Genomic DNA, 23,466 nt, shown 5'->3' on the forward strand with positions numbered 1-23,466 from the left:
TGTCGTGTTAGCGACTTTTACATTATATCAAGATAACTTTTTGTTGTCAAGCATTTCTTTTAATGTAATTTACTAACATTTCAAGCTCGTTTGTAAAAGAGCGACTTTCTTATCTTATCATCGTTAGAATCGTAAGTCAACAACTTTTTTCATTTTTTCTTTGCCGTCTCGCTTCGTTTTGTTTACCTCAGCGGCGACGTTTATTAATATACCACCCTAAAATCATTTGGTCAATATAATTTTTTAAATTTCTTTATGAATTTTATAAAACCTATGAAAAAGCTTTGCTCCCTTAGTGTTTTCTAGTACAACATCAATATAGCCACGATCAATCAAGTACTCAATTAATATCCTTAAGTCCTCTCCGTAATAGCATAACTCTTGATGTCCATACAGCTCATCAAATGACCAGTACTCTTCTCCTCTTTCACCTATAATTTCTAATATATGCCCAGACCCGGATTCTGTTCTTGTATGAATAAAAAAGTCACTAACAAGGAAAAGAAGTTCTAGTCTTTGATTAAGACTTTCTTCGCTAAAAACCAGCTCTTCATATAATTTATAAATATCAGGACCAATTTGCTTCACCTGATTCCATACAGTTACTTCTGGGTGAAACCCTTTTTCAATGATCTCTAATCTTGCAAGGTGGTGGAGTGCATGGATTATTTGATTATACGCATCTAGAGAGTTCCCTTGATCAAACAATTCTTTACCTTCCATATAACTTCTAATTAAACGCGCAAACTCTATACCTTTTTTTACTTTCCTTCCATAGAAAGGGAATTCATTTAATTCTCTTTTTAATGAGGCAAGATAATCATTACGGTCAAAAACAATTTTCCCATGGTATATCCAATCAATAATTTTTTTATTGGATCCTAATAACCTCCACTCGTTTAACTTTTCATCTGTTACGATGTGGAGTGCTGATTTTTTATTTTCGTAAGCATAATGTTTAATAAAGACCGGTTGCTTATCCTTACTATCTGTAATGATTAATAAAATGTAATCAAATGTATCTGTAATTGAACTCTCAGGAGAGTTCTTCTCAATTAATAAAACTCCTTTTGTATCCGGGTTGCTGGCTCTTTCTTGATAAACGGGTCTTAGGATATCCTCCATGTTCCATTCCTCCACAATTTAATTCGCTCTCCTTATCTATTCAACAATATTCGACAGACTCCTGCCACTATTTTAATATCTATTATTATTAAATTCTTTGGATATTATGGTATATTATAGAAGATAAAAGGGGGAAAAACGGTGGCAAAGTATTCAAGTAAGATAAATAAAATACGAACATTTGCACTCAGCTTAATTTTTATAGGCTTTATCATAATGTACGGAGGTATTTTCTTTAGAAACTCACCACTGGTTATGACTATTTTTATGGTACTCGGGCTATTAGCTATTTTTGCAAGTATGGCCGTCTATTTCTGGATAGGTATGCTCTCCACAAAAGCTGTTCAAGTTGTTTGTCCAAATTGTAATAAATATACAAAAATATTAGGCAGAGTGGATATGTGTATGTACTGTAAAGAACCATTAACACTTGATAAAGACTTGGAAGGTAAAGAATTTAACGAGGATTACAATAAGAAAAAGTTAAAAAATAAATAAAAAGAAAAAGCTGGCAAACGTCCAGCTTTTTCTTTTTATTTAACTTCCCTATCTGGTTTTAATGAACTTCTTTAGCAGAACATTCCGGACAATCACCATAAATCTCCATTCGGTGATGTGTTACTTTAAATCCCGCAACATGCGATGCAAGATGTTCCACTTCATCAAGACCTGGATAATGAAAATCAACTATTTTTCCGCACTTTTCACAAATTATATGATAGTGATCTGATGACACAAAATCAAATCGACTGGATGAGTCTCCGTACGTCAACTCTTTTACTAAGCCAACCTCTTTAAACACACGTAAATTATTATATACTGTCGCTACGCTCATATTAGGAAACTTGCCTTCCAACGCCTTATATATATCATCAGCTGTTGGATGCGCATGGGCAGTTATTATATACTCGAGTATGGCATGACGTTGCGGAGTCATGCGGACACCAGTTTGTTTCAAAGTATCTAACGCTTCTTTAAGTTGTGGTTGAGACACCGTCATGCACTCCTTTTTTATATTATTCTCACTTTGTAATTGTTACAATAAGTTTACTTGATGATTGGTTGAGTTGTCAATATTTCCAGCACCTCATTCAGATATATTATATCCAGGGTGTTGGAAACTCTTGTCTCAAGAATTATGTAAAGTTGGTTCCATTTTTCCTAATTTATAGTTTACATATCTGGCAACAATAAACAAGAAATCGGATAACCTATTCAAATATTTTATAACTAAAGGATTTACCTCTTCTCCGAGAGCAACTGAATTTCGTTCAGCTCTACGTATCACTGTTCTCGCCACATGAAAAGCTGCTCCAGCTGGGTGTCCACCTGGAAGTATAAAATTCTTGAATGGAGGTAATTCCTCATTAAGTTCATCAATATAGGCTTCCAATTCATCAATCGACTCTTCTTTTATAACCCAGCCAACTTTTTTGCCGTATGGAGTAGCTAGTTCTGCACCAACGTGAAATAAATCAGTTTGTATTTTATGGAACTCCTCTAATAACTTATCTTTCCCTGAGAACTCTACATCATTTAAATAGCTTATCCCAAGTCCAATCATAGAATTCCCTTCATCACATGTTCCATACGCCTCTACACGTTGGTCAGTTTTGGATACACGCGTACCATAAACAAGAGAGGTTTGACCCTTATCTCCGGTTTTTGTATAAATTTTCATTCTAATACCCCTTTCCTACATCAATTTTATTCACATAGTTATCATCCTTATGATTAACAAACCGCTGAAAATTCTGCTCAAATATATCAAATGCGCGTGGCAAGTAATTTTTTGAAACGCTAGAAATATGCGGTGTGATAGTCAAATTAGGATATAACCATAGCTTATTATCTTCATTTAACGGTTCATTCGGAAAAACATCAAGCACCATATGACCTATAACTTGATTTTCTAACACCTCATGTATCGTGTCTTCTTTAATTAAATCTCCACGACCAATATTGATAAACATAGCTATATTTTTCATCATTTCAAAATGTTTGTATTTCAAGAGGTCCTTAGTTTCTGATGTACTAGGTAGTACAGATATAATAAAATCTGCATTCGGGAGAGCATCCTCAATTTGAGACATCGTAATAATATCATCAAAATATGAACTGGCGGAAACCCCGCTGCGATTCATCCCAATCGTTTTCATCCGAAAGGCTTTTCCTAATCTAGCTATCTCTTCTCCAATTGCGCCAGTACCTAATATAAGAAGATTTTTCCCATTCAGCTCACCGAAAGGTAGCCTCTTGTCCCATATACGTTTATCTTTATTCTCTGCCATGATCGGGAACTGCTTTATATATGAAAGCATCATCCCCATGGCGTACTCTGCCATAGGTATCGCATGAATCCCTCTCGCATTTGTTACCAGGATATTTCTTTCTCTAATTTTTTCGAAAGGCAATTTTTCAATCCCAGCTGACATTACACTAATCCATTTCAAGCGTAACGCCTGGTCGATTGTTTCCTCATCCACATCTTCTCCATATGTTATGAGCACATCCATATCCTTAATAACAGAACCTGCATTTTTGATACCTTTACAAAAATGAAACTCATGCTCTTTGTATGACTCAATCAAACGTTTCCTAATTTCCCCCGGAGGATAAATTGCAGAAACAACCTTCATCCAAATACCCCCTTCATCCACACATCACTAACATAATAACATCTTTTACCAGTATAAAGTGCTGAGACGACTGTTCAGCTTCGAAAAGCATAAGAGGAGGCAAGAAGGGAGGCGTTCTTTCCTCTCGTAATGCCTACACTTATGTCTCGAGGAGCTAGGAGTCGAAGCCGGATTACATAAAAAGCTGAAACGGTTTAGTTCAATGAACGAAGACTAAATTCGCCACGTCCTGTGACAACGCCTTTGTGACCTACATCCTGTTGGCATCCGCAGCAACTCCACTTATGTCTCGAGCGTTTTAAGCTAGCTCACATAAAAGCAGAAACTAAATAAAAAAAACGGACAGCCAGTTCCGGCTGTCCTTCTAATAGTTGTATGAGGAGGTATTCCCTGATTCTATCTTATTCAAAATAGCTTGTTATGCTTGGTCTTTTGCCATAGATTTTAAAAACAATCACTATAAAAGTGATTCAGGATTTAATCCTTTTAACTCCGGTAGTACAAATAATCCATCCTTTCGAATCAATTGACCATCAAAATAGATTTCTCCTCCGCCAAATTCAGTTCGCTGGATAAGCACCATGTCCCAGTGAATAGAAGATATATTTCCATTGTCGGCTGCTTTATAGGCTAATCCCGGTGTGAAATGCAGGCTTCCACAGATTTTCTCATCGAATAAAATATCTCCCATTGGATTTGTTATTAACGGGTTTACGCCTAAGGCAAATTCTCCAATATAACGGGCACCTTCATCTATATCAAATATTTTATTGATTTTATCCGCTTGATCTGCTCTTGCATCAATTATTTTTCCATCTTTAAACGTTAAACTGACATCTCTGAAGGTAGTCCCTTGATAAGGACAAGGCGTATTAAAGGTAATCGTTCCGTTTACACTATTTTTAACGGGGGCTGTATATACTTCTCCATCAGGTAAATTTCTTTCTCCGAAACACATCACTGCCGGAATTCCCTTTATAGAAAAAGAAAGATCTGTTCCCGGTGACGTGACTCTGACCTGATCTGTTTGCTCCATTAGAGATTTCAATGGCTCCATTGCCTTCTGCATTTTGGCATAATCAATTGTACAAACATCAAGCAGAAAATCTTCAAATTGACTTGTGCTCATCCCTGCTTTTTGAGCAAGTGATTTAGTCGGATAGTTCAATAATACCCAACAGCAATTATTAATATAGTAATCAACGACTGGCTTCATTACTTCTCCGCTCAGCTGAAATTTCTCTGACGGAATCTCAGCAAATTCCGCATCATTCTCTTCTCCAATCACAATAATGACAGCATCCATGTCTTCAAATTTTTTCAAATCCCAATTAGCCATGATTTCCAACTGTTCCCGGCTATACCCTTTTGCCATATATTTTTGAATCTCATCATCGAGCATTTGGACAAATGGGTATGCTCCTAGCTCATACGTTTGATTGATAAGTTCTACCAACAAAGGTTTCGTTATGTAGTGACCTTCAATCAAAACTTTTTGCCCCTTCTCTAACCGGACAGAATGGGTTAGCAGTTGTCTTGCCATTTTTTTAATTCGTGGATCTTTCATACGTCATCTCCCCTGTTCTCTTTATTAAACATCTACTATTAATATACATATTTTTCCTTGAGAGAGCTTTTTATTTATAAAGAAAGCAGGCATTATTTCATGCCTGCTCACGATCTAAATTATGATAATTCATTTTTAATAAATGCTAAGGCATCTTCCACATGCCCTTTCACTCTCACCTTACGCCACTCTTTTACCACTATACCCTCTTTGTTGATAACGAATGTAGAACGTTCCGTACCCATATATTCATTACCAAAATTCTTTTTTAATACCCATACTCCATACGCTTTTGACAATGTATGTTCTGGGTCTGACAACAAGATAAAAGGAAGATCATATTTCGTTTTAAATTTTTCATGCTTTTCAACCGGATCTGGACTAACGCCAACAATAATTGTATCCAATTCTGCAAATGAGGTGTGATTTTCCTTGAAGTCACATGCTTCAGTCGTGCATCCCGGTGTCATATCCTTTGGGTAAAAATAGAGAACTACATTTTTCCCCTTAAAATCAGCTAATGTAACCTCTTTCCCATTACTTGCCTGAAGCTTAAAATCCTGCGCCTTTTCACCAACTATACTACTCATAAAGCTCACTCCCCTGTTAGATAAAAATAATTAAGAACAGCTTGTTCTATTATTACTATACCTAATTTCGGGTTGTTTTTGCATGTTCAAGGTCTATGGCAGTCCTTACAACAAAAGCTGCCGGTAATGCATATCCAATTAAAGCTTCCATTGATGCAATCCATCTGCCAAATCCCACGGGTACCATATCTCCATACCCTACCGAGAGAAGAGTCATAGTACTGAAATAGAAGGAAGAGGCAAGCTTTTGAAACAAACCTCCCTCAATAGGTAAACCATTCAAATGAATAACCGTTCCAAATTTCATTTCAACCAATACGTATAGGATTCCGAAACCTATTAAAAAAGTGAAGTACACCGTAATGATCCAATAAAGATAATCGAGTGATATCCGTTCAGCCCGGGTTGGATCTGTTGGCATCAATAATCCTTTTAAACTCATTAGTAACGTGATAACAACCGCAGCAAGGATAATATAAAACAAAGGTAGCACCCCTTTTATTACAACCGCATTTGTAATATATACGCTCTTATAGGCATACCTATGATTGCTTGTACAGGAATCAATTGCTTAGGTGACCATGTTGTACAAACAAAGAAATCCAGTGCTAAAATGAAGCAGTTACATACGAAGGAGGAGAAATAAAATGAAGCACGCTCAATCTGAAAGTTTGCATGCTGAAGCTATGCAGCACATAGTCGGCGGTGTCAATTCACCATCCAGATCATACAAAGCCGTTGGAGGGGGTTCTCCAGTTGCAATGGAAAGAGCAAAAGGCGCGTATTTTTGGGATGTTGACGGCAATCGATATATTGATTATCTTGCCGCTTACGGACCTATAATTACCGGGCATGCCCATCCCCATATTACCAAAGCAATTACAAAGGCAGCTGAAAACGGCGTTCTTTATGGAACACCTACTCCTTTTGAAGTTGAATTTGCCAAGATGCTTAAGGAAGCCATACCATCAATGGACAAAGTACGGTTTACAAATTCCGGAACTGAATCGGTTATGACCACGATTCGTGTAGCACGAGCGTATACAGGAAGGGATAAAATTATTAAGTTCGCTGGCTGTTATCACGGACATTCCGATCTTGTTTTAGTCGCTGCCGGATCAGGCCCTTCCACACTTGGAACTCCCGATTCCGCCGGTGTACCAAAAAGCATTGCTCAGGAAGTCATTACAGTGCCGTTCAATGATATAGATGCCTATAAGGAAGCAATCAATAAATGGGGAAATGAAATCGCGGCCGTTTTAGTTGAACCGATTGTCGGTAATTTCGGGATTGTTGAACCAAACCCTGGTTTTCTTGAAGCAATTAATGACATTACTCATGCAGCAGGGGCACTTGTTATCTATGATGAGGTAATTACAGCCTTCCGTTTTATGTACGGTGGTGCACAAAACCTTCTTGGTGTTGAGCCTGATATGACGGCGCTCGGAAAAATCATCGGCGGCGGCTTACCGATTGGTGCTTACGGTGGCAAAAAAGAGATTATGGAAACAGTCGCACCCCTCGGCCCAGCCTATCAAGCAGGGACGATGGCCGGAAATCCCGCTTCCATGCTAGCTGGTATTGCTTGCCTTGAAGTATTGAAGGAAGAAGGAGTATATGAACGACTAGATCAACTTGGGGCGATGCTGGAACAAGGAATCCTTCAGGCAGCGGAAGACCATCATGTTTCGATTAAAGTAAATCGATTAAAAGGTGCATTAACGGTTTATTTTACTGATGCTAAGGAAGATATCAGTAACTATGCTCAAGCTGAAGCTACGAATGGCGAAGTGTTCGGCCGATTCTTTAAGCTTATGCTGGAACAAGGGATTAACTTGGCTCCATCAAAATATGAAGCCTGGTTCTTAACGACAGCCCATACAGAAGAAGACATAGAAACTACTATTAAAGCTGTAAATCAAGCATTCAAATTATTATAAATACAAATTTTTGAATATTTATGCATATCATCAATTCTACTAATCACGGTAGAATTGATGTTTTAACGTTGTTGAAAGCGTTTACATTGAGATATTTTGATTTTAATAACCAGATAATGTTTATTTTCCAAAAAAACTAAAATGTATATTTAATTGATTTCTGAAAATTCTAATGATAATATAAATCATACTAGTATTGATTATTTATTACCCTCAAAACTGTATTTCCTTCCTCGTTCGTTTTCCAAAGTAATCTAAAAAACCACAAGTTTAAAGCAGGAGGTGAACCGGCATCGAATAGGCGCAAGCTTATAGTTGCCCAACGTATGAACAAAAGATGGAATCCTAGTACGTTTATGAATTACCACGAATCAGAACATGATGCTTGCGGAATTATTGCATGTATTGAAAAGAAAAAAATACCTACCCGTGATAATATTTTTGCGTGTATTGATGCCCTGGTTACCATGAACCATCGGGCCGGTTTTATTAACGGCGAAGGCGATGGTGTCGGCATTCACATAGATATCCCCCGTCAATTATGGAAGGAGAAGCTAAAGAACTCTGGTGCTGATACAGACCTTGCGGATCATAACCATTTTGTAGTGGGCCACTTTTTTATTAAACGTGAGGCTGAGAAACAACAAACTATTGAGGAAATAATCAAACTGGCAAACGAAAAAGACTTAAAAGAAATTTATGTATCTGATGAAGCTTATTCCACCGATGCATTGGGACCAATAGCATTACAGGAAAACCCTGTATTTCTTCAAGTTGCTTTTATAGCAAAAGAAGATTTAAAACAAACTGACCTTTCATCTCTGTTATTTGATCTCACAATTACAATTGAAAAAAATGACCACATCCACGTATCTTCGCTTAGCCAATATCATGCCATCTACAAAGTGATGGGAGCCGGCGATATTCTACCTAAGTACTATCCAGACCTTGCAAGTCCACTCGTCGCATCAACGATGACACTTGGACATAACCGCTATTGCACTAATACACTATCCAGCTTTTTTCGCGTACAACCATTTAGCGTCCTTGGACATAATGGTGAAATCAATACAATCGCCAAATTACGCGATGAAGCGCAAATGGTTGGTGTTCCATTAGTAAACGGCGGCAGTGACTCACAGGATTTAAGTCGTACATTGGAAACATTCATCTACCGTGAGGGGTATTCTCTATTTGAAGCACTTGATATTGTCTTCCCTCCAATCATTAATGAAATGAAGGAATATCCCGATCATCTTCAGGATCTATATACGTATTTGCGTGAAAGCTGGGGCCATTTCGCTCAAGGTCCGGCAGGAATCATTTCCCGCCACGGCAATGAAGCTGCTTTCTCTGTAGATGCACTTGGTCTACGTCCTTTATGGATGATGGAAACTTCAACCTCTTATTTGTTTGGCTCTGAACCAGGTGTTATTTCACCAACAGAATATGTAGCCAATCCTAAACCAATTGGTCCAGGAGAAAAGGTCGGATTAAAGTGGAATGGTGATTCAATAGAACTATATGAATATATCACTTATCAGGAAGAAGTATTCAAAAGATTTAACAAGAGACTTAACTTTACAGAATCTCGTAATCGCTTAAATCCTCCTGATGTAAAAGAGCATACTTTTGCACAGGAAGAGGACAAAATCCAAAACGGACAATATAAAGCTTTCGGATGGGAACGTGACCATATTCAACTAATTGAACAAATGGCTGAAAAAGGTGCAGAACCAATTCGTTCACTTGGTCACGATGCTCCACTGGCAGCACTCAATCCTGAGCGTAAGAATATTGCAGACTTTATTAAAGAAAGTGTTGCAGTTGTTACAAACCCTGCGATAGATCGCGACCGAGAAATGGAACATTTTTCGACCCGAACCATTATCGGTAAACGCCCTTCTCTGTTTACAGATGAAAAATCTGTAAACACAGTGATTGAGCTATTAACGCCTCTATTAGCTGATGGAAAAGCTGGACACACTTGTGCACAGTTTGCAAAACAACCTTCTTATGAACAAATTCACCAATTATTTATGGATACAGAAGAATTGAAAACGATATCCATGACATTCACGGAGAGTGAAACGATTAAGGAAGCTCTAGATCGTATCAGTAAAGAGGCTCTTACCTTTGTTACTGACGGCTGTGGATTACTTTGCCTAGATGATGAACTATCCCATCAGGCTGAGCAATTATGGTTGGATCCTGCCCTTGTAGTCGCAGCAGTCGATAGAGCATTAGTAAAAGCAGAAAAACGAAGAGACTGTTCCATTTTAGTTCGCTCTGCTGCCATTCGTAACTTGCATGACATTGTCGTGATTTACGGATTAGGAGCTAATTTGATTAATCCATATTATATGTTCCGTACCGTATCAGATGAGCAGTCGAAACCAGTAATTAATTTATATAACTCTTTATCTAAAGGATTAGAAAAGGTCATTTCAACACTTGGAATTCATGAACTTCGCGGATATGGACGACTATTCTCTTCGATTGGACTACAGGAAGAAATAGCAGACATCCTTCAAATCGTGAACTTCTTTGGATCCAATCAATTAATCTATAATTTTGATAAATTGAAGGAAGATGCGAAACAGCGTGCAATTGATTATGCCAATGAAAAAGAACGTGTCGGCAAGACCTTTCATCTGTTCCCACGAATCTGGAAAGCAATTGGTGAGGTGGCTTCAACTGGAGATTATCAGGCCTTTGGAGAAAAAATCTCTGAACAGGAAGAACAAAATCCCACAACTATTCGCCATTTAACAGATTTCAAGAAAACCGAACAAAAAGTTAATCCAGAAACAGTGAATATTGGTGTTGGCGATCACAGTCTACCATTTGTAATTGCATCGATGTCGTTTGGCTCACAAAATGAAACAGCCTTTCGCGCATATGCAGAAGGTGCCGATCGTCTTAATATGATTAGCATGAATGGTGAAGGCGGAGAAATTAAAGATATGCTTGGTAAATACCCGCGAACTCGCGGTCAGCAAATTGCCTCCGGTCGTTTTGGTGTAAATGCGGAATTGCTGAATTCCTCTAATTTACTTGAAATCAAAATCGGACAGGGCGCTAAACCGGGTGAAGGCGGTCATCTTCCTGGATCCAAAGTAACATCAAAAATTGCCGAAGCACGTAATGCAACGATTGGATCCGATTTAATATCACCTTCAAACAACCATGATATTTATTCTATTGAAGATTTAGCTCAAATGATCCATGAGTTAAAGACAGCCAATGATCAGGCAAGGGTGGCTGTTAAAGTACCTGTTGTTCCAAATATTGGGACAATTGCTGTCGGGATAGCAAAAGCTGGTGCTGATATTATCACGCTAAGTGGATTTGACGGCGGTACCGGAGCCGCTCGTATCCATGCCCTTCAAAACGTTGGATTACCAGTGGAGATTGGTGTTAAAGCTGCTCATAATGCCTTGCTTGAAGCCGGTCTAAGACAGGATGTTGAGCTTTGGGCTGACGGTGGCCTCAAAAGTGCAAAGGATGTACTGAAGGTTATGCTACTTGGAGCAAACCGTGTAGGTTTTGGAACCCTCTCTATGATTGCTATTGGCTGTACAACATGTCGAGGCTGCCACCTGGATACATGCCATGTAGGGATTGCTACTCAAATTGATTCTGAAGTGGAAGCAAAGGAACATGGGCTAAGGAGATTTGTTCCTAGACAATTTGATTTAGCCGTCCAGGGAATCATCAACCTATTCAGTGCTTTTGGCAATGAATTAAAAACACTTGCGGCTGAACTTGGAATCACAAATCTCCAGGAAACTGTCGGGCGTTCCGATTTATTAGTACAAACAAAAGGAAAAGAAATGCTGGATTTAAAATACTTACTTAAAACGATTGAGCTTGGCCAGATCACACATCTCGAAGCTGCTGCTACAAAGGACGAATTAATCGTCCAAATGGCCGCAGTCGGTGCAGAATATCTGGATGCAAGTGTAAATGATCTGCTTCAATCCAGACAATTTAAAAATATCAATTCTATTCAGCGCGTACTTGGAAGCCGTGTTTCCTGCCACCGGGTAAGAGGCAGATTAGATGGTTCCTATGTCAAAATGGATCCTGTTAATCTAACCTATAAAGGTTCCATACCTGGAAATGGACTTGGTGCATACAATACAGAAGGCATTACGATAACAGTTGATGGCGGTTCTCAGGATGGCACCGGCAAAACCTCGTTTGGAGGAACAATTGCAATTCTTAAAGGAATCGGCAAGGATGACAAATTCTATAATGGTTCCGTCGGAAAAGGCTTTGGATATGGTGCACAAAAAGGTCTATTAATTGCTCAGGGTGACGCTGATGCGCGCGCAGGTATCCGTCTGTCTGGTGCTGACATGATTGTCGGAGGTTCTTTAAAACGGGATATTCCTGTACAAGAACATGGAAACATTGGCGTTTATTCAAATATTAAGGGCTTTGCCTTCGAATATATGACAAACGGCCGAGGACTTGTTCTTGGAGACCCAGGTCCGTGGATTTGCGCAGGAATGACAGGCGGTGTCATTTATCAACGTCATTTGCCTGAACGAGGCCTTACAAAAGATGCGATCCAACGCAGAATTGCAAAAGGAGCCCTCGTCTCTGTTGAAAAATTAAATGAAACAGGTATAAATGATGTAACTGAACTACTTACACGCTATACAACTATTCTTAGAGAAAATGGTCAACAGGCTGAAGCGGAAGAACTGGCCCAATTGCTAGGCAACCCAAGCCAGCACTTCCTCCAAATCGTCCCAGTTAAAACCCAAGCCGACCCATCTGTATCTACAGAATAAGGCTGAAACGACTGCCCAGACCCGACAAGCATAAGAGAAGAGGCACGTAGGGAGTGCTTTTCTCCCGTAGTAACTATTCCTTATGACTCGAGGGGCTAGGAGTTGAAGCTAGAATACACGAGTAAAGCTGAGGCGACTGGTGGTCAGTTATGGGCCATATATCAATTTATATCAGGATGATACATTATTTTCGAACCTCAAGAGACCGTTTCGCTTTATTAAAGCGGCGGCCTCTTTTCTTTTCATTTCTTAACTTTCTGTTAAGCCGTTCTCAATTCTTTTTTTTATTTTATGAACACATAAACCTTTCATTGAAAAATCTATAAATTCCTTCTCTCCATATAGCGTATACCTGATGAATCTTGAAAAAATCGTATTCAATGCATGCCTTTTAGTCTAAAGGGGAAAGTAAACAAAAGAAGTATTTTGCCTGTATATCTTGAACATGAAGACGAAACCCTGTATAGTACAGTCATGTTCGAGATAAAAATAGATATTCGTAAACAACTATGAATAAAAGGAAGAGGTATTATTTATGAAGGTTGGTGCCCGAGTCTTTAAAACGGGAATAGCCATTGTGATAGCCATCTATGTTGCGACAGCATTTAATGTACCGGCTCCCGTACTAGCCGGGATTTCGGCTGTATTTGCCGTTCAGCCTACCATATACCGTTCGTACAGGACATTAATTGATCAAATACAAGCGAATATTATCGGATTTCTAATCGCAATATCGTTTGTATTATTATTTGGTAATGATCCCTTATTAATTGGTTTGGCAGCCATTATAACAATTGTAATCAACTTACAGCTGAAAAATGAAAATCAACTGACAATTTCGCTTGTAACTTTAATCTTGATTATGGAGCAACAAGACGGTAATTTTACTGAATTCGCCTTTTGGAGAGTTGCTGCCATTTTAATCGGTATTCTATCAGCGTTTATTGTTAACCTTGTCTTTCTTCCTCCAAAGTATGAGACAAAGCTTTATAAACGAATTAGCACAACCACAGACGATATTCTACAATGGATCAGAATTGGTTCTAGAAGCTCAACTGAACATATTATGATGAAAAAGGACATTAATCGTATTAAAGAGAATGTCACAAAGGCCGATAGCTTGTACGCTCTATATAAAGAAGAGCGTGAAACTTTCAGGAAAAATACGGTTGCCAAATCCCGTAAACTCGTAATCTACCGTTATATGATAGCAACAAACAAACGATCATTGGATATCTTAAAAAGATTACATCGCTTTGAAAACGAATTCCATCAAATGCCTGAGGATTTTCAAATCCAGGTTCATCATCAACTGGATTTGTTGTTGAGAAAACATGAACATATTCATCTGAAATTTATAGGTAAAGTAAAGCCGGGACTAATGCTTGAGGAATCTACGGACACTTATAACAAACAATTGCTGATTGATATTGTTAAAGGTTTTCGATTAAATACAGACGAGGATTCTCCCGTCCACTACCATATGGTTACACTAATTTCATCTATGCTTGAATATGGTGACTACTTAGAGCATCTAGAAATGCTTGTTAACAGTTTTCACTCTTATCACAAATCAGAGAACAAATCGATCAAGATAAATGATGATGATCAATTATAAACAATCACTAAATGCATCCCAAAGCCAACAAAAAGGCTTTAGGATGTCTTTTTCATTCCATAGGTTTTGTACCTTCTTTATCTGATAGTCAAAAAGAAGATTCTCCATTCAACGAAGAAAAAACCTCCTCCTTTCCAAAACCTATGTCGCTCTTTATTCTCGGCTGTTTTCAGGAGGATTGTTGTTATAATTGAATTGTGAAACAACCTCCAGAAAGGAAGTGGCTGTACTTGTATTTCCCAGTTAATCAAACTTACTGTTTAATTTTTTATCATAGTTAGAAATATAATAAACAATAAAACTATATGCATCCACACCATACATTTCACGATAATTACTGCCCAAACTCTCTTTCGTAAATCATAGTAAAAGATAATAGAATAAATTACGAGAAAGGTTATTCCACGAAAGATATCACCATCCACCAACAATAAAACAACGTTTATCAATATAGATATAATAAATAAAATGGCATATATCTTATCTATCTTGTCTTTTCTTTACTCCTCATGCTGGGATTGATACATTCCTTCCCCCCATGCTCTCCATATTCTTGATTACTCGATTATACTCTCCTTCACAAACCTTAGTAGAATAGCTAGGCACCCAACTGTTGAACCTGAAAGAGTCTATAATAAGCTCCTTGTTTAGCCATTAATTTTTGGTGTGTTCCCACTTCTATTATACGGCCATGTTCAACCATAACAATTCGATCAGCATGTGTAATGGTAGATAATCTGTGAGCCACTATAAATGTAGTACGGTCACGGGAGAGCTTTTCAAGTGCTTCCTGAATAAGATGCTCACTTTCCAAATCAAGAGCAGAGGTTGCTTCATCCAACACAATAATGGATGGATTCTTCAAAAACACACGTGCAATAGAAATACGCTGCTTTTGACCTCCTGATAATTTGACGCCCCTCTCGCCTACTTTTGTCTCATATCCACTTGGTAATTTGCAGATAAAATCATGAGCATTTGCTGCTTTGGCAGCTTCATAGATTTCTTTATCTGTCGCATCTGGCCTACCCAGTAAAATATTTTCACGAACCGATTCACTAAATAAAATACTGTCTTGCATCACCATTCCAATATTGTCCCGAAGTGAGCGTACCTGAACATCTCGGATATCCACTCCGTCCAATAGTATACGCCCTTGTGTCACATCATAAAATCGTGGAATCAAGCTAACCAGAGTAGATTTACCTCCTCCGCTCATCCCGACAAGCGCAATTGTTTCTCCCCTTTTCACTTCAAGATTAATATCCTTCAGTGCCTGAGTCTCATCTTCTCCATAAGAGAATGATACATGATCAAACGTAATGGTCCCTTGTACATCTTTACATGGACGTGCATCAGGCTTGTCCTCAATATCATACGGAACATCCAAAAATTCAAACACACGGTCCATTGATGCCAGTGATTGCGTTAATGTGGTAGATGAGTTCATCAATCTACGCAAAGGTCCATACAATAAATCGATATAGCCGACAAAGGCAACCATAGTCCCTAATGTCATATTCCCATTAATGACCTGGTATCCGGCAAATAGGATGACAACTAGAGGAGCAATATCTGTAATTGTATTGACTGCAGCAAACGATTTAGCGTTCCAGCTTGTGTGAGCTAACGCTTTTTTCAAGAAGTTTCCATTCACTTTATTAAATTGCTTTTGCTCATGATCTTCAATCGCAAAGCTCTTAATCACGGCCATCCCTTGTACACGTTCATGCAAATAGCCCTGTACTTGAGCAAGCGCCTGTGATCTATCTCGGGTTAATTCTCTTAATTTACCAAAGAAATATTTAATGGAGAATGAGTAGAGCGGTAACAGAAGCAACGATACAATGGTCAATTTTACATCAAAGGTAAGCATAATTCCAACTGCTATTAAAATTGTAACTAGATCCAACCAAACATTCATAAGGCCGGTTATAACAAAATTCTTAGTTTCTTCAACATCATTAATCACTCTGGAGATAATTTCTCCTGCTTTTGCATTAGAGTAATATTTAAAGCTTAACTTTTGTATATGACTGAACATTTTATCGCGGATATCAAATAAGATTTTACTTGCTGTCCATTGGGCAAAATATTGACGGTAATATTCTACTGGAGGCCGAACTACCACAAAAATGAAAAACATGATTGCCATTAACATATAGAGCTTCCTTAATTGCTCTCCTTTTTGCAAAGCATTGGCACCGATTATATCATCAATCACATATGCCAATAAGGCAGGAGTCAGCAAAGGAATCGCAAATTTAACTATCCCGATTAGGATTGTCACAATGATTTGCCACTTATAAGGCCTTACAAACCTCATATATCTTTTTATACTATTCATCAAATGTCTCTCCCATCAAGCATAAAAACCTGTCCATAAAAGAGACAGGCTTCTTTTCAACTTTTAATTGTTAAATATCGGTTATACCAATTATGAACGAACTCCTGAGAAAACGGCCCTTTTTTCGCTCGAATCATACTAATCAGCTTTTCCACATTTCTCCTGAGAATATGGTCAATGACATTCGGATAACCCATTTGAAGTTTATGCTCTTCGTACTCATCTTCATCTAACAGGTTATATGTCATATCGGGATATACCTTTATATCAAGATCATAATCGATATATTTAACCGCTTCCCCATCAAATACAAATGGAGAACTTAAATTACAGTAGTAGTAAATACCGTCATCACGAAGCATGCCGATGATATTAAACCAATACTGTGAGTGAAAGTAGGTAATAGCTGGCTCTCTTGTGAGCCATGTCCTACCATCAGATTCGGTTACAAGAGTCCGATCATTGCAACCAATTACAATAAATTGGGTACCCTTTAATATGGTCGTCTCTTGCCAAACCCGGTGTATATGTCCATTATGTTTGTAACTGTGTATTTGGATCTCTTCTCCTTCTCTCGGTACTCGCACGTTGTATTACCTACTTTCTCTCCCTATAGGGCAGGGCACTTATATACCGTCTCTGTGTTCAAATTGACAATATATTAACCGTTAAATTAAGATGCTTTTTTCCGTATTCTTCTATTATTATAACGATTCACATACAATTTTAAAACAAAGAGCCACCATGAAAAGCGGATAAGCTATAAATTGTTAAACAAATCGCCATTAACCAGCTCTTTTTTAGAATGAAATATTAATCCTATAACCAAAATTAATCGTTTACAAACATGAGTCATAATGAATGAAGGAAACAGAAGCGGAGAATAAAAATAAAAGAACACCTATAGAGATGCCCTAAATAATGATGAATTGTATTTATATTTTATAGTTTCGGGGCAGATTTTGACTGATAGCTTTCAATCACTTTTTCTGTTAATTGCATAAATATCGTTTGGATTGTATCTAATTCTCTTTTCATCTCACTTATATCGTCCTGGACACATAGTAAATCTTCATCATTCTTTCGATTCCTCAGTTCCTCCTCTAGCTCCATATAACGGTCAAGTTCTGTTTGCATATGTAAAAGCTTATCCATAATGACCATTTGTTCATTAACTAACTCTTCAAAACTCTTCATGCTCTACACCACCCAAAATCAGTATAATAATACATTTCTCTAATAAGCAGAAAATACCTTTGACTTTTTCTGTAGCCTTCTAAGAGGTTTTGTCGAGCCGTTAAAAAGCACTCGCCCGCTACGGGCAAGTGCTTTAATTAAAGGTTTTACATTATTGTTGTCCGGAGTTACCGGAGTTTTTAGCTTTGTTTTTCTCTGCTTTCGCGTTTGCTTGTTTCACAGATTGCACATCAGTTTCACTTGCAAATTCAGAACCAAATTGACCTTGGCTTTGACCTGCAGATTGTGCGTTTTGTTGTCTCACTTGATTTGCATTTGTTTTTGAACTGTTGTTAGCCATTAATATCACCTCCACACCTATTAATGTATCCAACAGAGGTTTTCATATACAAAAAGAGTGTTTCTATTTTTTTCCTTGTTTTTGCTTCACTATATAACGGCATCCTATATAGAAATTTAAAACAGGAAAAGAGGAGGCTTTATTATGTTTGTAGGAAGAGATATGTCAGAGTTATCCATGATTCCTAAAAGTGAATGGAAGGAAGATGAACTGGAATTTTACCATCATTCATTTCAGCAGATTATGCCCTATTTAAATATAGAGGGACATACCATTCAAAGAGAGATTATTGAGGAAATTGAAAGAAGAGGCGGCCTGAAGAGACAGGAAGCAACCTGGACAAAAGGAACGCGTGTTTCCTACGATTAATTAAAATAAAACCGGCATCAGCTATACCTGAAGATTGTTATCTTTTCGCAGGTAGCTGATGCCGGGTTATTTTTTAACCATTAAATACATATGTTTCATAAATTTTTTGATGAGATACAGGTAAAGCATACTGTTGAAAATCATGATCTTTCACATATGCTAATTTATGTGTATTGCTTTTAAAGTTCTCCAAATTATTCACAGTGGCTGTATAGATATCAATTTCCCATGTCAAATGTGAAAATACATGATTGATATGACCGATTGGAGTTAATTGATTTAATTCAACTTGATTCTGTTCCGCAATCATTTCTTTAAGTTCTTTCACATCTCCTGTTGTTTCATAGCTTGGGAATTCCCACAACCCTGCGAGAAGACCTGTCTCCGGCCGCTTCCTAATCAGGATTCTTCCACTTTCATCGTTTATCACAAGTGCCGATAATTGAACAATTTTGGTCTTTTTAGCTTTAGTTTTTACCGGAAGCTCCTGCTGGATTCCTTTGTCAAATGCCCAGCAGTGCTCTCTTACCGGACATAATAAGCATGCAGGTTTACCAGGAACACATATAAGAGCGCCAAGTTCCATCAATGCCTGATTAAATTCTGACGTATGTTCGGTATCAATTAATTCACGTACAGCTGATTCAAATAGTTTGCGGGTGGCAGGCTTCGCTATGTCATCATATATTTCTAATATCCTGGAAATGACTCTCATGACATTTCCATCAACTGCAGGCTCCGGAACACCATAAGCAATGCTTAATATCGCACCGGCAGTGTATGGACCGACACCTTTTAATTTTTTAATTTCTTCAGGAGTGTTTGGCACAATTCCACCGTAGTTTTCCTTTACCTCTTTAACTGCACTATGCAAATTACGAACCCGAGAATAGTAGCCTAGACCTTCCCATGCTTTTAAATATTTTTCCTCATCAGCATTAGCAAAATCATCAAGTGTCGGAAACCATTCCATAAAACGTTCGTAATAAGGAATAACGGTATCCACACGGGTTTGCTGAAGCATAATTTCAGAAACCCAGACACGATAGGGATCTTTATTTAATCGCCACGGGAGCTGTCTTTGTTCCTGAATAAACCAAACTATAAGATCTTTTCTGAATTGTTCTATATTGCAACTTACAAGTGTCTTCACGTTTCCTCCTGTTTATGTTAAAAATTAATGGAATAGGGAATAAATTAAGTAATCATACTGAATAGGTTTACCCATGATTTTTTAATTCCCTTCATTTTAAAACAACATGACTGGTATGAAAAGTAATTAATATTGGATAAAAATAGTGGTTTCCTTTATAAGTCAGTAGAAAAGGAGGATGTATTATGGATACCGGTACTCATCTTGTAATGGGTATAGCACTTGGTGGATTAGCCACCCTGGATCCTCAGGTCGCCTCCCATACAGGAACAGCAACGGCCGTTATGATCGGTACAATCCTTGGTTCCCAGGCACCTGATATAGATACGGTTCTAAAAATGAAAAATAATGCAGTATATATACGCAATCATCGCGGAAGGACACATTCCATACCATTTGTAATTCTCTGGCCTATATTAATTACGGCTCTTATTGCCCTTATTATTCCGGAAGCGAATACCTTACATCTATGGTTGTGGACCTTTTTCGCTGTATTTTTGCATGTATTTGTAGATATATTTAATGCATATGGAACACAGGCTCTAAGCCCCCTGTCCTCAAAATGGGTCGCGCTCGGGATTATTAATACATTTGATCCCTTTATCTTCGGAATTCATATTGTAGGTCTTATTTTATGGACATTCGGCTTTGATCCAGGAACTTTATTCTTAATAATGTATGTAATTATTATCGGTTATTATATTGCTCGGATAACAGAATCCAGAAGCTTAAAGGCTCAGATTCGTTTACAAATCCCTGACGCTCGGCGAATTACACTTTCCCCAACCATGCGTTATCACCGCTGGAAGGTAGCTGTTACAACTCCTGATAAGTATTATGTTGGGGTAGCTGAAAATCGTGAAATACAATTTTACGATACATTTGATCGTATTCCTTTACCGGAAAGTCCAATACTGGATGCTGCTCTAAAGGATGTGAATCTCTCTGCCTTTGTATCTTTCTCTCCGGTATACCGATGGGAAATGGACTATCAGGAGGGCATGCACATTGTCCGATTCATTGATTTACGTTATCGGAGCAGAGGACGATATCCCTTTGTGGCTGTCGTTCATTTAGATGATGATTTAACTATTATCAACTCATTTACTGGCTGGGTTTTTACAGAAGAAAAGCTTCAAAAGAAACTAAATATGATCACTGGATAATCAGGAAGGCTTTCTCATGAATGGGTGGGAGCCATTTTAGAATACTAATAAGGCATCCATCATCCCAGAACGAAAGGTGAGAGAATCTTGAGAAATAAAGCAAAAGGCTTTCCTTATGAGCATGATAATAAATTTAATGGGGAACCCCGCGCCAAACCAGAGTATGCTTCAAAACGAGCAGATGGCACAACAAATACTCGTCCACAGGAGCGAATGCATGCCTCTGGAGAACGGGATTCTGAATAAATTCAAAAAGAGCTTTCTACAGAAAGCTCTTTTTTTCTCGTTTTATTTTAATTTCATTAGCAAGGAAATAGGCAGCCCTTCTTCTTCATTTTGTTGAAGACGATACCCCCAGGCAAACACACCTTTTAAATACTCCACCTTAAAATATTCTCCAGGCGCTCCATCTATACCATACATTTCACCGACTATAATATCAGCCGGGTCTAATGTATAAGCCTTTGCCATAACGGCTCTCCTTTTATGTACGGCAAACTCATTAACCATCCCAAGCTGCTCAGCCTTTCTTGCTTTTTCATTTAAATCTGCGATTGTTTGTCTAAGCTCATGCTCTGACATCTCACTGAATTTTTTCTCCTGCATTTCTTTACCCCTCTCAGTACAATTCAAAATCTCCGTTATCAATTCGCTCTTTGCCCAGTTCTACAAAACGAGAAATTAAGTCCATATCAAAACCTTTTCTAAATAGAGCTGTTTTCATTTTTTGACTATACGAATAGTCATCCAGTTGAGCATACTTTCTGTGAAATTTAGTCGCTGTTTTTACAAGACTTTCCCATTCAGCATTCTTATCATCAACCGCTAACTCTTCAGTCACCAATTTGGCCAGGCTCATTGAAAAACCCTTCCGTACAAGAAATTGGATTGTTTTCTGTTTTGCTTCTTTCATGGAACCCTTACTTTTATTTAATGTCTTGCTGGCCCATTCTTCAGCATTTTCTCTTTGCAAATCATTCGTATACTGACTTAATGCAGTCTGTTGATCCTTTTCTGAGATTCCCTTATTGAGCAGCTCTGTCCGGATGACATCAGGTCCTTTTTTACTGACATTCATTTGGGTTCGTACAAATGCTTTCGCATATTCTTCATCATCAACATATCTATACTCACGCAGTTTATGAATTACTTCATCAATAACCGCCTGTTCCCATTCCTTTTCACTCAAATAGGAAGTAACCTCATGCTCTGAACGAATACGATAAGATAGATAATTGACAGCAGACTGAAATGCTTTTTGGATATGGTCACGGTACTGAATTTCCATAATGGATAATTCATCGACTTCCATCCCCTTCGATAGCCGCATGCGGACAAGTAAGTCATCATCCACACTAAATGCGTATCTTTCAGGCTGTCCTTCTTCTGTTATGTATATATTAAAACGATTTTTATTCTTTTTTTGTTGTTCAATTTTTGAGATAAGTGGCATCGTTAGCTCGCCTCCTCTTTTAATGTAGCATATATCCTTATCTTAGTCCTTTCTTTGATTTTAGAAAATGAATTAAAACATTTAATTATGGAAATTATAGGAATGACACTACTTTGAAAAGGAGAATGTTCATGGATAAGAAAAAGCGAGATCAAATGAAAAATCGACTGACCTCTACTCAAGAAGTTCGTTACAAAAGGGAATTTAAAGCAGCAGACCGAGCGGCTGGGTATACAGGATCTAAAGGAATTCGTCCATAAACTAACCTTTTATTTACCAGAATAATGGCTTGGATTTTGTTGCAATCTAATCAGGAAGATATTCTTCATTTGGGAGGTAATCAAAAATGGGCAGATATAACCATAACTTACTTCACGGCAGAAGCAGGATGGCAACTGGCGGAAACACACCGCCTTCCATAAAATCTGACGGATTAGATGTAGAATTTTCTGAGGCATTAGCTGATCATGATGACCTCGTTGCACAAGCCAGATCAAAAGCAGCTGATGCACGCGCTAAATCCAGGAAATAAACTGATTCGCTTGGGAATTTTCACTCCCAAGCGAATCAAAAAAACATCCGATTAAACAATCGACTGGGTGCCTGCGTTTATTAACCATTTACTTCAGCAGCTAAATTAGGCGCGATAAGATCCTCTGCTTTAAAAATATCGTTAACTTTTTCACTTCCAGCATTAAAGTGCTCATTTGCTTTATCCATATTGGGTTCAGATGTACCGGATAATTGAATTCCTTTTTCTTTATATGAATCAGAAATAGTCTTTATAGCCTTTTCAAAATCCTTGCTATATTTTTCCAAACTATCAGGAACTTTCACATCTTCCAAAGCATCCACAACAGAATTTGCTGAAGCAGCAGCTTTTTGTTTATCTTCCTCTGTTAAGACAGAAGGATTCTCTGCTCCCTCATAGGTATTTAAATCACGATCACTTCCATTAATCACATTCACTATGGAAAGATAGAAATCTAATAAGTCACTTTTTACATCCGCTGATTCTTTAGTGCCCACTTCCTCTTTTGTCTCTTCTTTTGATGAACAACCCATGACGATAACAAGCATCAAGGCCATAATACTGCATAACCACAATCCCTTTTTCATACTCTCTTACCCTCTTTTCGCTATTTTCGAATTATTCT

The 23,466-nt window shown here is 37.9% G+C and carries 24 protein-coding genes; 9 read left to right on the forward strand and 15 right to left on the reverse strand.

Annotated elements, in window-relative coordinates; all coding sequences use genetic code 11:
* Positions 1-243 precede the first annotated feature (243 nt).
* Positions 244-1,125 (reverse strand): nucleotidyltransferase-like protein, encoded by an 882-nt coding sequence (locus A8L44_RS14530; protein WP_066107873.1) that lies wholly within the window; start codon positions 1,123-1,125, stop codon positions 244-246.
* A gap of 141 nt (positions 1,126-1,266) precedes the next feature.
* Between A8L44_RS14530 and A8L44_RS14535 the strand changes: the two genes are divergently transcribed.
* Complete coding sequence (locus tag A8L44_RS14535; RefSeq protein WP_066107876.1) at positions 1,267-1,623, forward strand: YgzB family protein; 357 nt, start codon at positions 1,267-1,269, stop codon at positions 1,621-1,623.
* A gap of 58 nt (positions 1,624-1,681) precedes the next feature.
* Here the strand turns inward: A8L44_RS14535 and perR are convergent, their stop codons facing one another.
* From perR to A8L44_RS14565, 6 genes are all read right to left on the reverse strand, one after another.
* Positions 1,682-2,125 (reverse strand): peroxide-responsive transcriptional repressor PerR, encoded by a 444-nt coding sequence (perR, locus tag A8L44_RS14540; RefSeq protein WP_066107879.1) that lies wholly within the window; start codon positions 2,123-2,125, stop codon positions 1,682-1,684.
* A gap of 129 nt (positions 2,126-2,254) precedes the next feature.
* The gene (locus tag A8L44_RS14545; RefSeq protein ID WP_066107883.1) at positions 2,255-2,806 is read right to left on the reverse strand and encodes a cob(I)yrinic acid a,c-diamide adenosyltransferase; all 552 of its coding nucleotides are present in this window, start codon (positions 2,804-2,806) and stop codon (positions 2,255-2,257) included.
* A 1-nt stretch (position 2,807) separates the two neighbouring features.
* On the reverse strand, positions 2,808-3,764 hold the full coding sequence (locus tag A8L44_RS14550; protein WP_066107885.1) for a D-2-hydroxyacid dehydrogenase: 957 nt from the start codon (positions 3,762-3,764) through the stop codon (positions 2,808-2,810).
* Positions 3,765-4,221: 457 nt separating this feature from the next.
* On the reverse strand, positions 4,222-5,331 hold the full coding sequence (locus A8L44_RS14555; RefSeq protein ID WP_066107887.1) for an aminopeptidase: 1,110 nt from the start codon (positions 5,329-5,331) through the stop codon (positions 4,222-4,224).
* Between the two features lie 119 nt (positions 5,332-5,450).
* On the reverse strand, positions 5,451-5,921 hold the full coding sequence (gene bcp, locus A8L44_RS14560; RefSeq protein ID WP_066107890.1) for a thioredoxin-dependent thiol peroxidase: 471 nt from the start codon (positions 5,919-5,921) through the stop codon (positions 5,451-5,453).
* Positions 5,922-5,982: 61 nt separating this feature from the next.
* The gene (locus A8L44_RS14565) at positions 5,983-6,405 is read right to left on the reverse strand and encodes a potassium channel family protein (protein ID WP_077248164.1); all 423 of its coding nucleotides are present in this window, start codon (positions 6,403-6,405) and stop codon (positions 5,983-5,985) included.
* 163 nt (positions 6,406-6,568) lie between these two features.
* Between A8L44_RS14565 and A8L44_RS14570 the strand changes: the two genes are divergently transcribed.
* The 3 genes from A8L44_RS14570 to A8L44_RS14580 all read left to right on the forward strand — a co-directional run bounded on the left by A8L44_RS14570 (position 6,569) and on the right by A8L44_RS14580 (position 14,284).
* Entirely contained in the window at positions 6,569-7,861 is a 1,293-nt protein-coding gene (locus A8L44_RS14570) for a glutamate-1-semialdehyde 2,1-aminomutase (RefSeq protein WP_066107893.1), read from the forward strand.
* A 326-nt stretch (positions 7,862-8,187) separates the two neighbouring features.
* The gene (locus A8L44_RS14575; RefSeq protein ID WP_066107896.1) at positions 8,188-12,666 is read left to right on the forward strand and encodes a glutamate synthase-related protein; all 4,479 of its coding nucleotides are present in this window, start codon (positions 8,188-8,190) and stop codon (positions 12,664-12,666) included.
* A 535-nt stretch (positions 12,667-13,201) separates the two neighbouring features.
* Positions 13,202-14,284: an FUSC family protein gene (locus A8L44_RS14580; RefSeq protein ID WP_066107900.1), complete on the forward strand. Its 1,083-nt coding sequence runs from the start codon at positions 13,202-13,204 to the stop codon at positions 14,282-14,284.
* Between the two features lie 598 nt (positions 14,285-14,882).
* Here A8L44_RS14580 and A8L44_RS14585 read toward each other — a convergent pair.
* From A8L44_RS14585 to A8L44_RS14600, 4 genes are all read right to left on the reverse strand, one after another.
* Positions 14,883-16,631 (reverse strand): ABC transporter ATP-binding protein, encoded by a 1,749-nt coding sequence (locus A8L44_RS14585; RefSeq protein ID WP_066107903.1) that lies wholly within the window; start codon positions 16,629-16,631, stop codon positions 14,883-14,885.
* Positions 16,632-16,687: 56 nt separating this feature from the next.
* Entirely contained in the window at positions 16,688-17,218 is a 531-nt protein-coding gene (gene ntdP / locus A8L44_RS14590; RefSeq protein ID WP_066107906.1) for a nucleoside tri-diphosphate phosphatase, read from the reverse strand.
* 355 nt (positions 17,219-17,573) lie between these two features.
* Positions 17,574-17,828, reverse strand: a complete 255-nt coding sequence (locus A8L44_RS14595; protein WP_066107909.1) for a YgaB family protein — start codon at positions 17,826-17,828, stop codon at positions 17,574-17,576.
* Between the two features lie 151 nt (positions 17,829-17,979).
* Positions 17,980-18,174 (reverse strand): gamma-type small acid-soluble spore protein, encoded by a 195-nt coding sequence (locus A8L44_RS14600; RefSeq protein WP_225983705.1) that lies wholly within the window; start codon positions 18,172-18,174, stop codon positions 17,980-17,982.
* A gap of 138 nt (positions 18,175-18,312) precedes the next feature.
* Between A8L44_RS14600 and A8L44_RS14605 the strand changes: the two genes are divergently transcribed.
* Entirely contained in the window at positions 18,313-18,537 is a 225-nt protein-coding gene (locus A8L44_RS14605; RefSeq protein WP_066107915.1) for a hypothetical protein, read from the forward strand.
* 73 nt (positions 18,538-18,610) lie between these two features.
* Here the strand turns inward: A8L44_RS14605 and mutY are convergent, their stop codons facing one another.
* A complete protein-coding gene (mutY, locus tag A8L44_RS14610) occupies positions 18,611-19,690 on the reverse strand; it encodes an A/G-specific adenine glycosylase (RefSeq protein ID WP_066107917.1) in 1,080 nt (359 codons plus the stop codon).
* A 185-nt stretch (positions 19,691-19,875) separates the two neighbouring features.
* Here mutY and A8L44_RS14615 point away from each other — a divergent pair, with 185 nt between their 5' ends.
* Positions 19,876-20,856, forward strand: coding sequence for a metal-dependent hydrolase (locus A8L44_RS14615; RefSeq protein WP_066107920.1), 981 nt, complete (start codon positions 19,876-19,878; stop codon positions 20,854-20,856).
* 84 nt (positions 20,857-20,940) lie between these two features.
* Positions 20,941-21,102, forward strand: coding sequence for a small, acid-soluble spore protein K (locus A8L44_RS14620; protein WP_302621346.1), 162 nt, complete (start codon positions 20,941-20,943; stop codon positions 21,100-21,102).
* A gap of 42 nt (positions 21,103-21,144) precedes the next feature.
* Here A8L44_RS14620 and A8L44_RS14625 read toward each other — a convergent pair whose 3' ends face one another.
* Together A8L44_RS14625 and recX are read right to left on the reverse strand one after the other, a co-directional pair.
* A complete protein-coding gene (locus A8L44_RS14625; protein ID WP_066107926.1) occupies positions 21,145-21,462 on the reverse strand; it encodes a YfhH family protein in 318 nt (105 codons plus the stop codon).
* 13 nt (positions 21,463-21,475) lie between these two features.
* Positions 21,476-22,309, reverse strand: a complete 834-nt coding sequence (recX, locus tag A8L44_RS14630) for a recombination regulator RecX (protein ID WP_066107932.1) — start codon at positions 22,307-22,309, stop codon at positions 21,476-21,478.
* A gap of 131 nt (positions 22,310-22,440) precedes the next feature.
* Between recX and A8L44_RS14635 the strand changes: the two genes are divergently transcribed.
* Positions 22,441-22,569, forward strand: a complete 129-nt coding sequence (locus tag A8L44_RS14635; protein ID WP_066107935.1) for a YfhE family protein — start codon at positions 22,441-22,443, stop codon at positions 22,567-22,569.
* A gap of 128 nt (positions 22,570-22,697) precedes the next feature.
* The gene (locus tag A8L44_RS14640; RefSeq protein WP_254654734.1) at positions 22,698-22,841 is read left to right on the forward strand and encodes a YfhD family protein; all 144 of its coding nucleotides are present in this window, start codon (positions 22,698-22,700) and stop codon (positions 22,839-22,841) included.
* 80 nt (positions 22,842-22,921) lie between these two features.
* On the opposite strand, the gene A8L44_RS14645 is transcribed toward A8L44_RS14640, so the two are convergent.
* Positions 22,922-23,428 carry a hypothetical protein gene (locus tag A8L44_RS14645; protein ID WP_066107941.1) on the reverse strand — a complete coding sequence of 169 codons (507 nt, stop codon included), beginning with the start codon at positions 23,426-23,428 and terminating at the stop codon, positions 22,922-22,924.
* Positions 23,429-23,466: the final 38 nt, after the last annotated feature.

Origin of the sequence: Bacillus sp. FJAT-27986 (assembly GCF_001685035.1) — a bacterium.
GTDB lineage: Bacteria > Bacillota > Bacilli > Bacillales > Pradoshiaceae > Pradoshia.

Excerpts from the sequence above, each read along its gene's own strand:
- A8L44_RS14605 (WP_066107915.1), top strand. The coding sequence starts at position 18,313 with ATGTTTGTAGGAAGAGATATGTCAGAGTTATCCATGATTCCTAAAAGT.
- A8L44_RS14580 (WP_066107900.1), top strand. The coding sequence starts at position 13,202 with ATGAAGGTTGGTGCCCGAGTCTTTAAAACGGGAATAGCCATTGTGATA.
- A8L44_RS14640 (WP_254654734.1), top strand. The coding sequence starts at position 22,698 with ATGGCAACTGGCGGAAACACACCGCCTTCCATAAAATCTGACGGATTA.
- perR (WP_066107879.1), bottom strand. The coding sequence starts at position 2,125 with ATGACGGTGTCTCAACCACAACTTAAAGAAGCGTTAGATACTTTGAAA.
- A8L44_RS14545 (WP_066107883.1), bottom strand. The coding sequence starts at position 2,806 with ATGAAAATTTATACAAAAACCGGAGATAAGGGTCAAACCTCTCTTGTT.
- A8L44_RS14555 (WP_066107887.1), bottom strand. The coding sequence starts at position 5,331 with ATGAAAGATCCACGAATTAAAAAAATGGCAAGACAACTGCTAACCCAT.
- A8L44_RS14585 (WP_066107903.1), bottom strand. The coding sequence starts at position 16,631 with ATGAATAGTATAAAAAGATATATGAGGTTTGTAAGGCCTTATAAGTGG.
- A8L44_RS14595 (WP_066107909.1), bottom strand. The coding sequence starts at position 17,828 with ATGAAGAGTTTTGAAGAGTTAGTTAATGAACAAATGGTCATTATGGAT.
- A8L44_RS14615 (WP_066107920.1), top strand. The coding sequence starts at position 19,876 with ATGGATACCGGTACTCATCTTGTAATGGGTATAGCACTTGGTGGATTA.
- recX (WP_066107932.1), bottom strand. The coding sequence starts at position 22,309 with ATGCCACTTATCTCAAAAATTGAACAACAAAAAAAGAATAAAAATCGT.
- A8L44_RS14570 (WP_066107893.1), top strand. The coding sequence starts at position 6,569 with ATGAAGCACGCTCAATCTGAAAGTTTGCATGCTGAAGCTATGCAGCAC.
- A8L44_RS14530 (WP_066107873.1), bottom strand. The coding sequence starts at position 1,125 with ATGGAGGATATCCTAAGACCCGTTTATCAAGAAAGAGCCAGCAACCCG.
- A8L44_RS14645 (WP_066107941.1), bottom strand. The coding sequence starts at position 23,428 with ATGAAAAAGGGATTGTGGTTATGCAGTATTATGGCCTTGATGCTTGTT.
- bcp (WP_066107890.1), bottom strand. The coding sequence starts at position 5,921 with ATGAGTAGTATAGTTGGTGAAAAGGCGCAGGATTTTAAGCTTCAGGCA.
- A8L44_RS14575 (WP_066107896.1), top strand. The coding sequence starts at position 8,188 with ATGAACAAAAGATGGAATCCTAGTACGTTTATGAATTACCACGAATCA.
- A8L44_RS14550 (WP_066107885.1), bottom strand. The coding sequence starts at position 3,764 with ATGAAGGTTGTTTCTGCAATTTATCCTCCGGGGGAAATTAGGAAACGT.
- A8L44_RS14635 (WP_066107935.1), top strand. The coding sequence starts at position 22,441 with ATGGATAAGAAAAAGCGAGATCAAATGAAAAATCGACTGACCTCTACT.
- A8L44_RS14625 (WP_066107926.1), bottom strand. The coding sequence starts at position 21,462 with ATGCAGGAGAAAAAATTCAGTGAGATGTCAGAGCATGAGCTTAGACAA.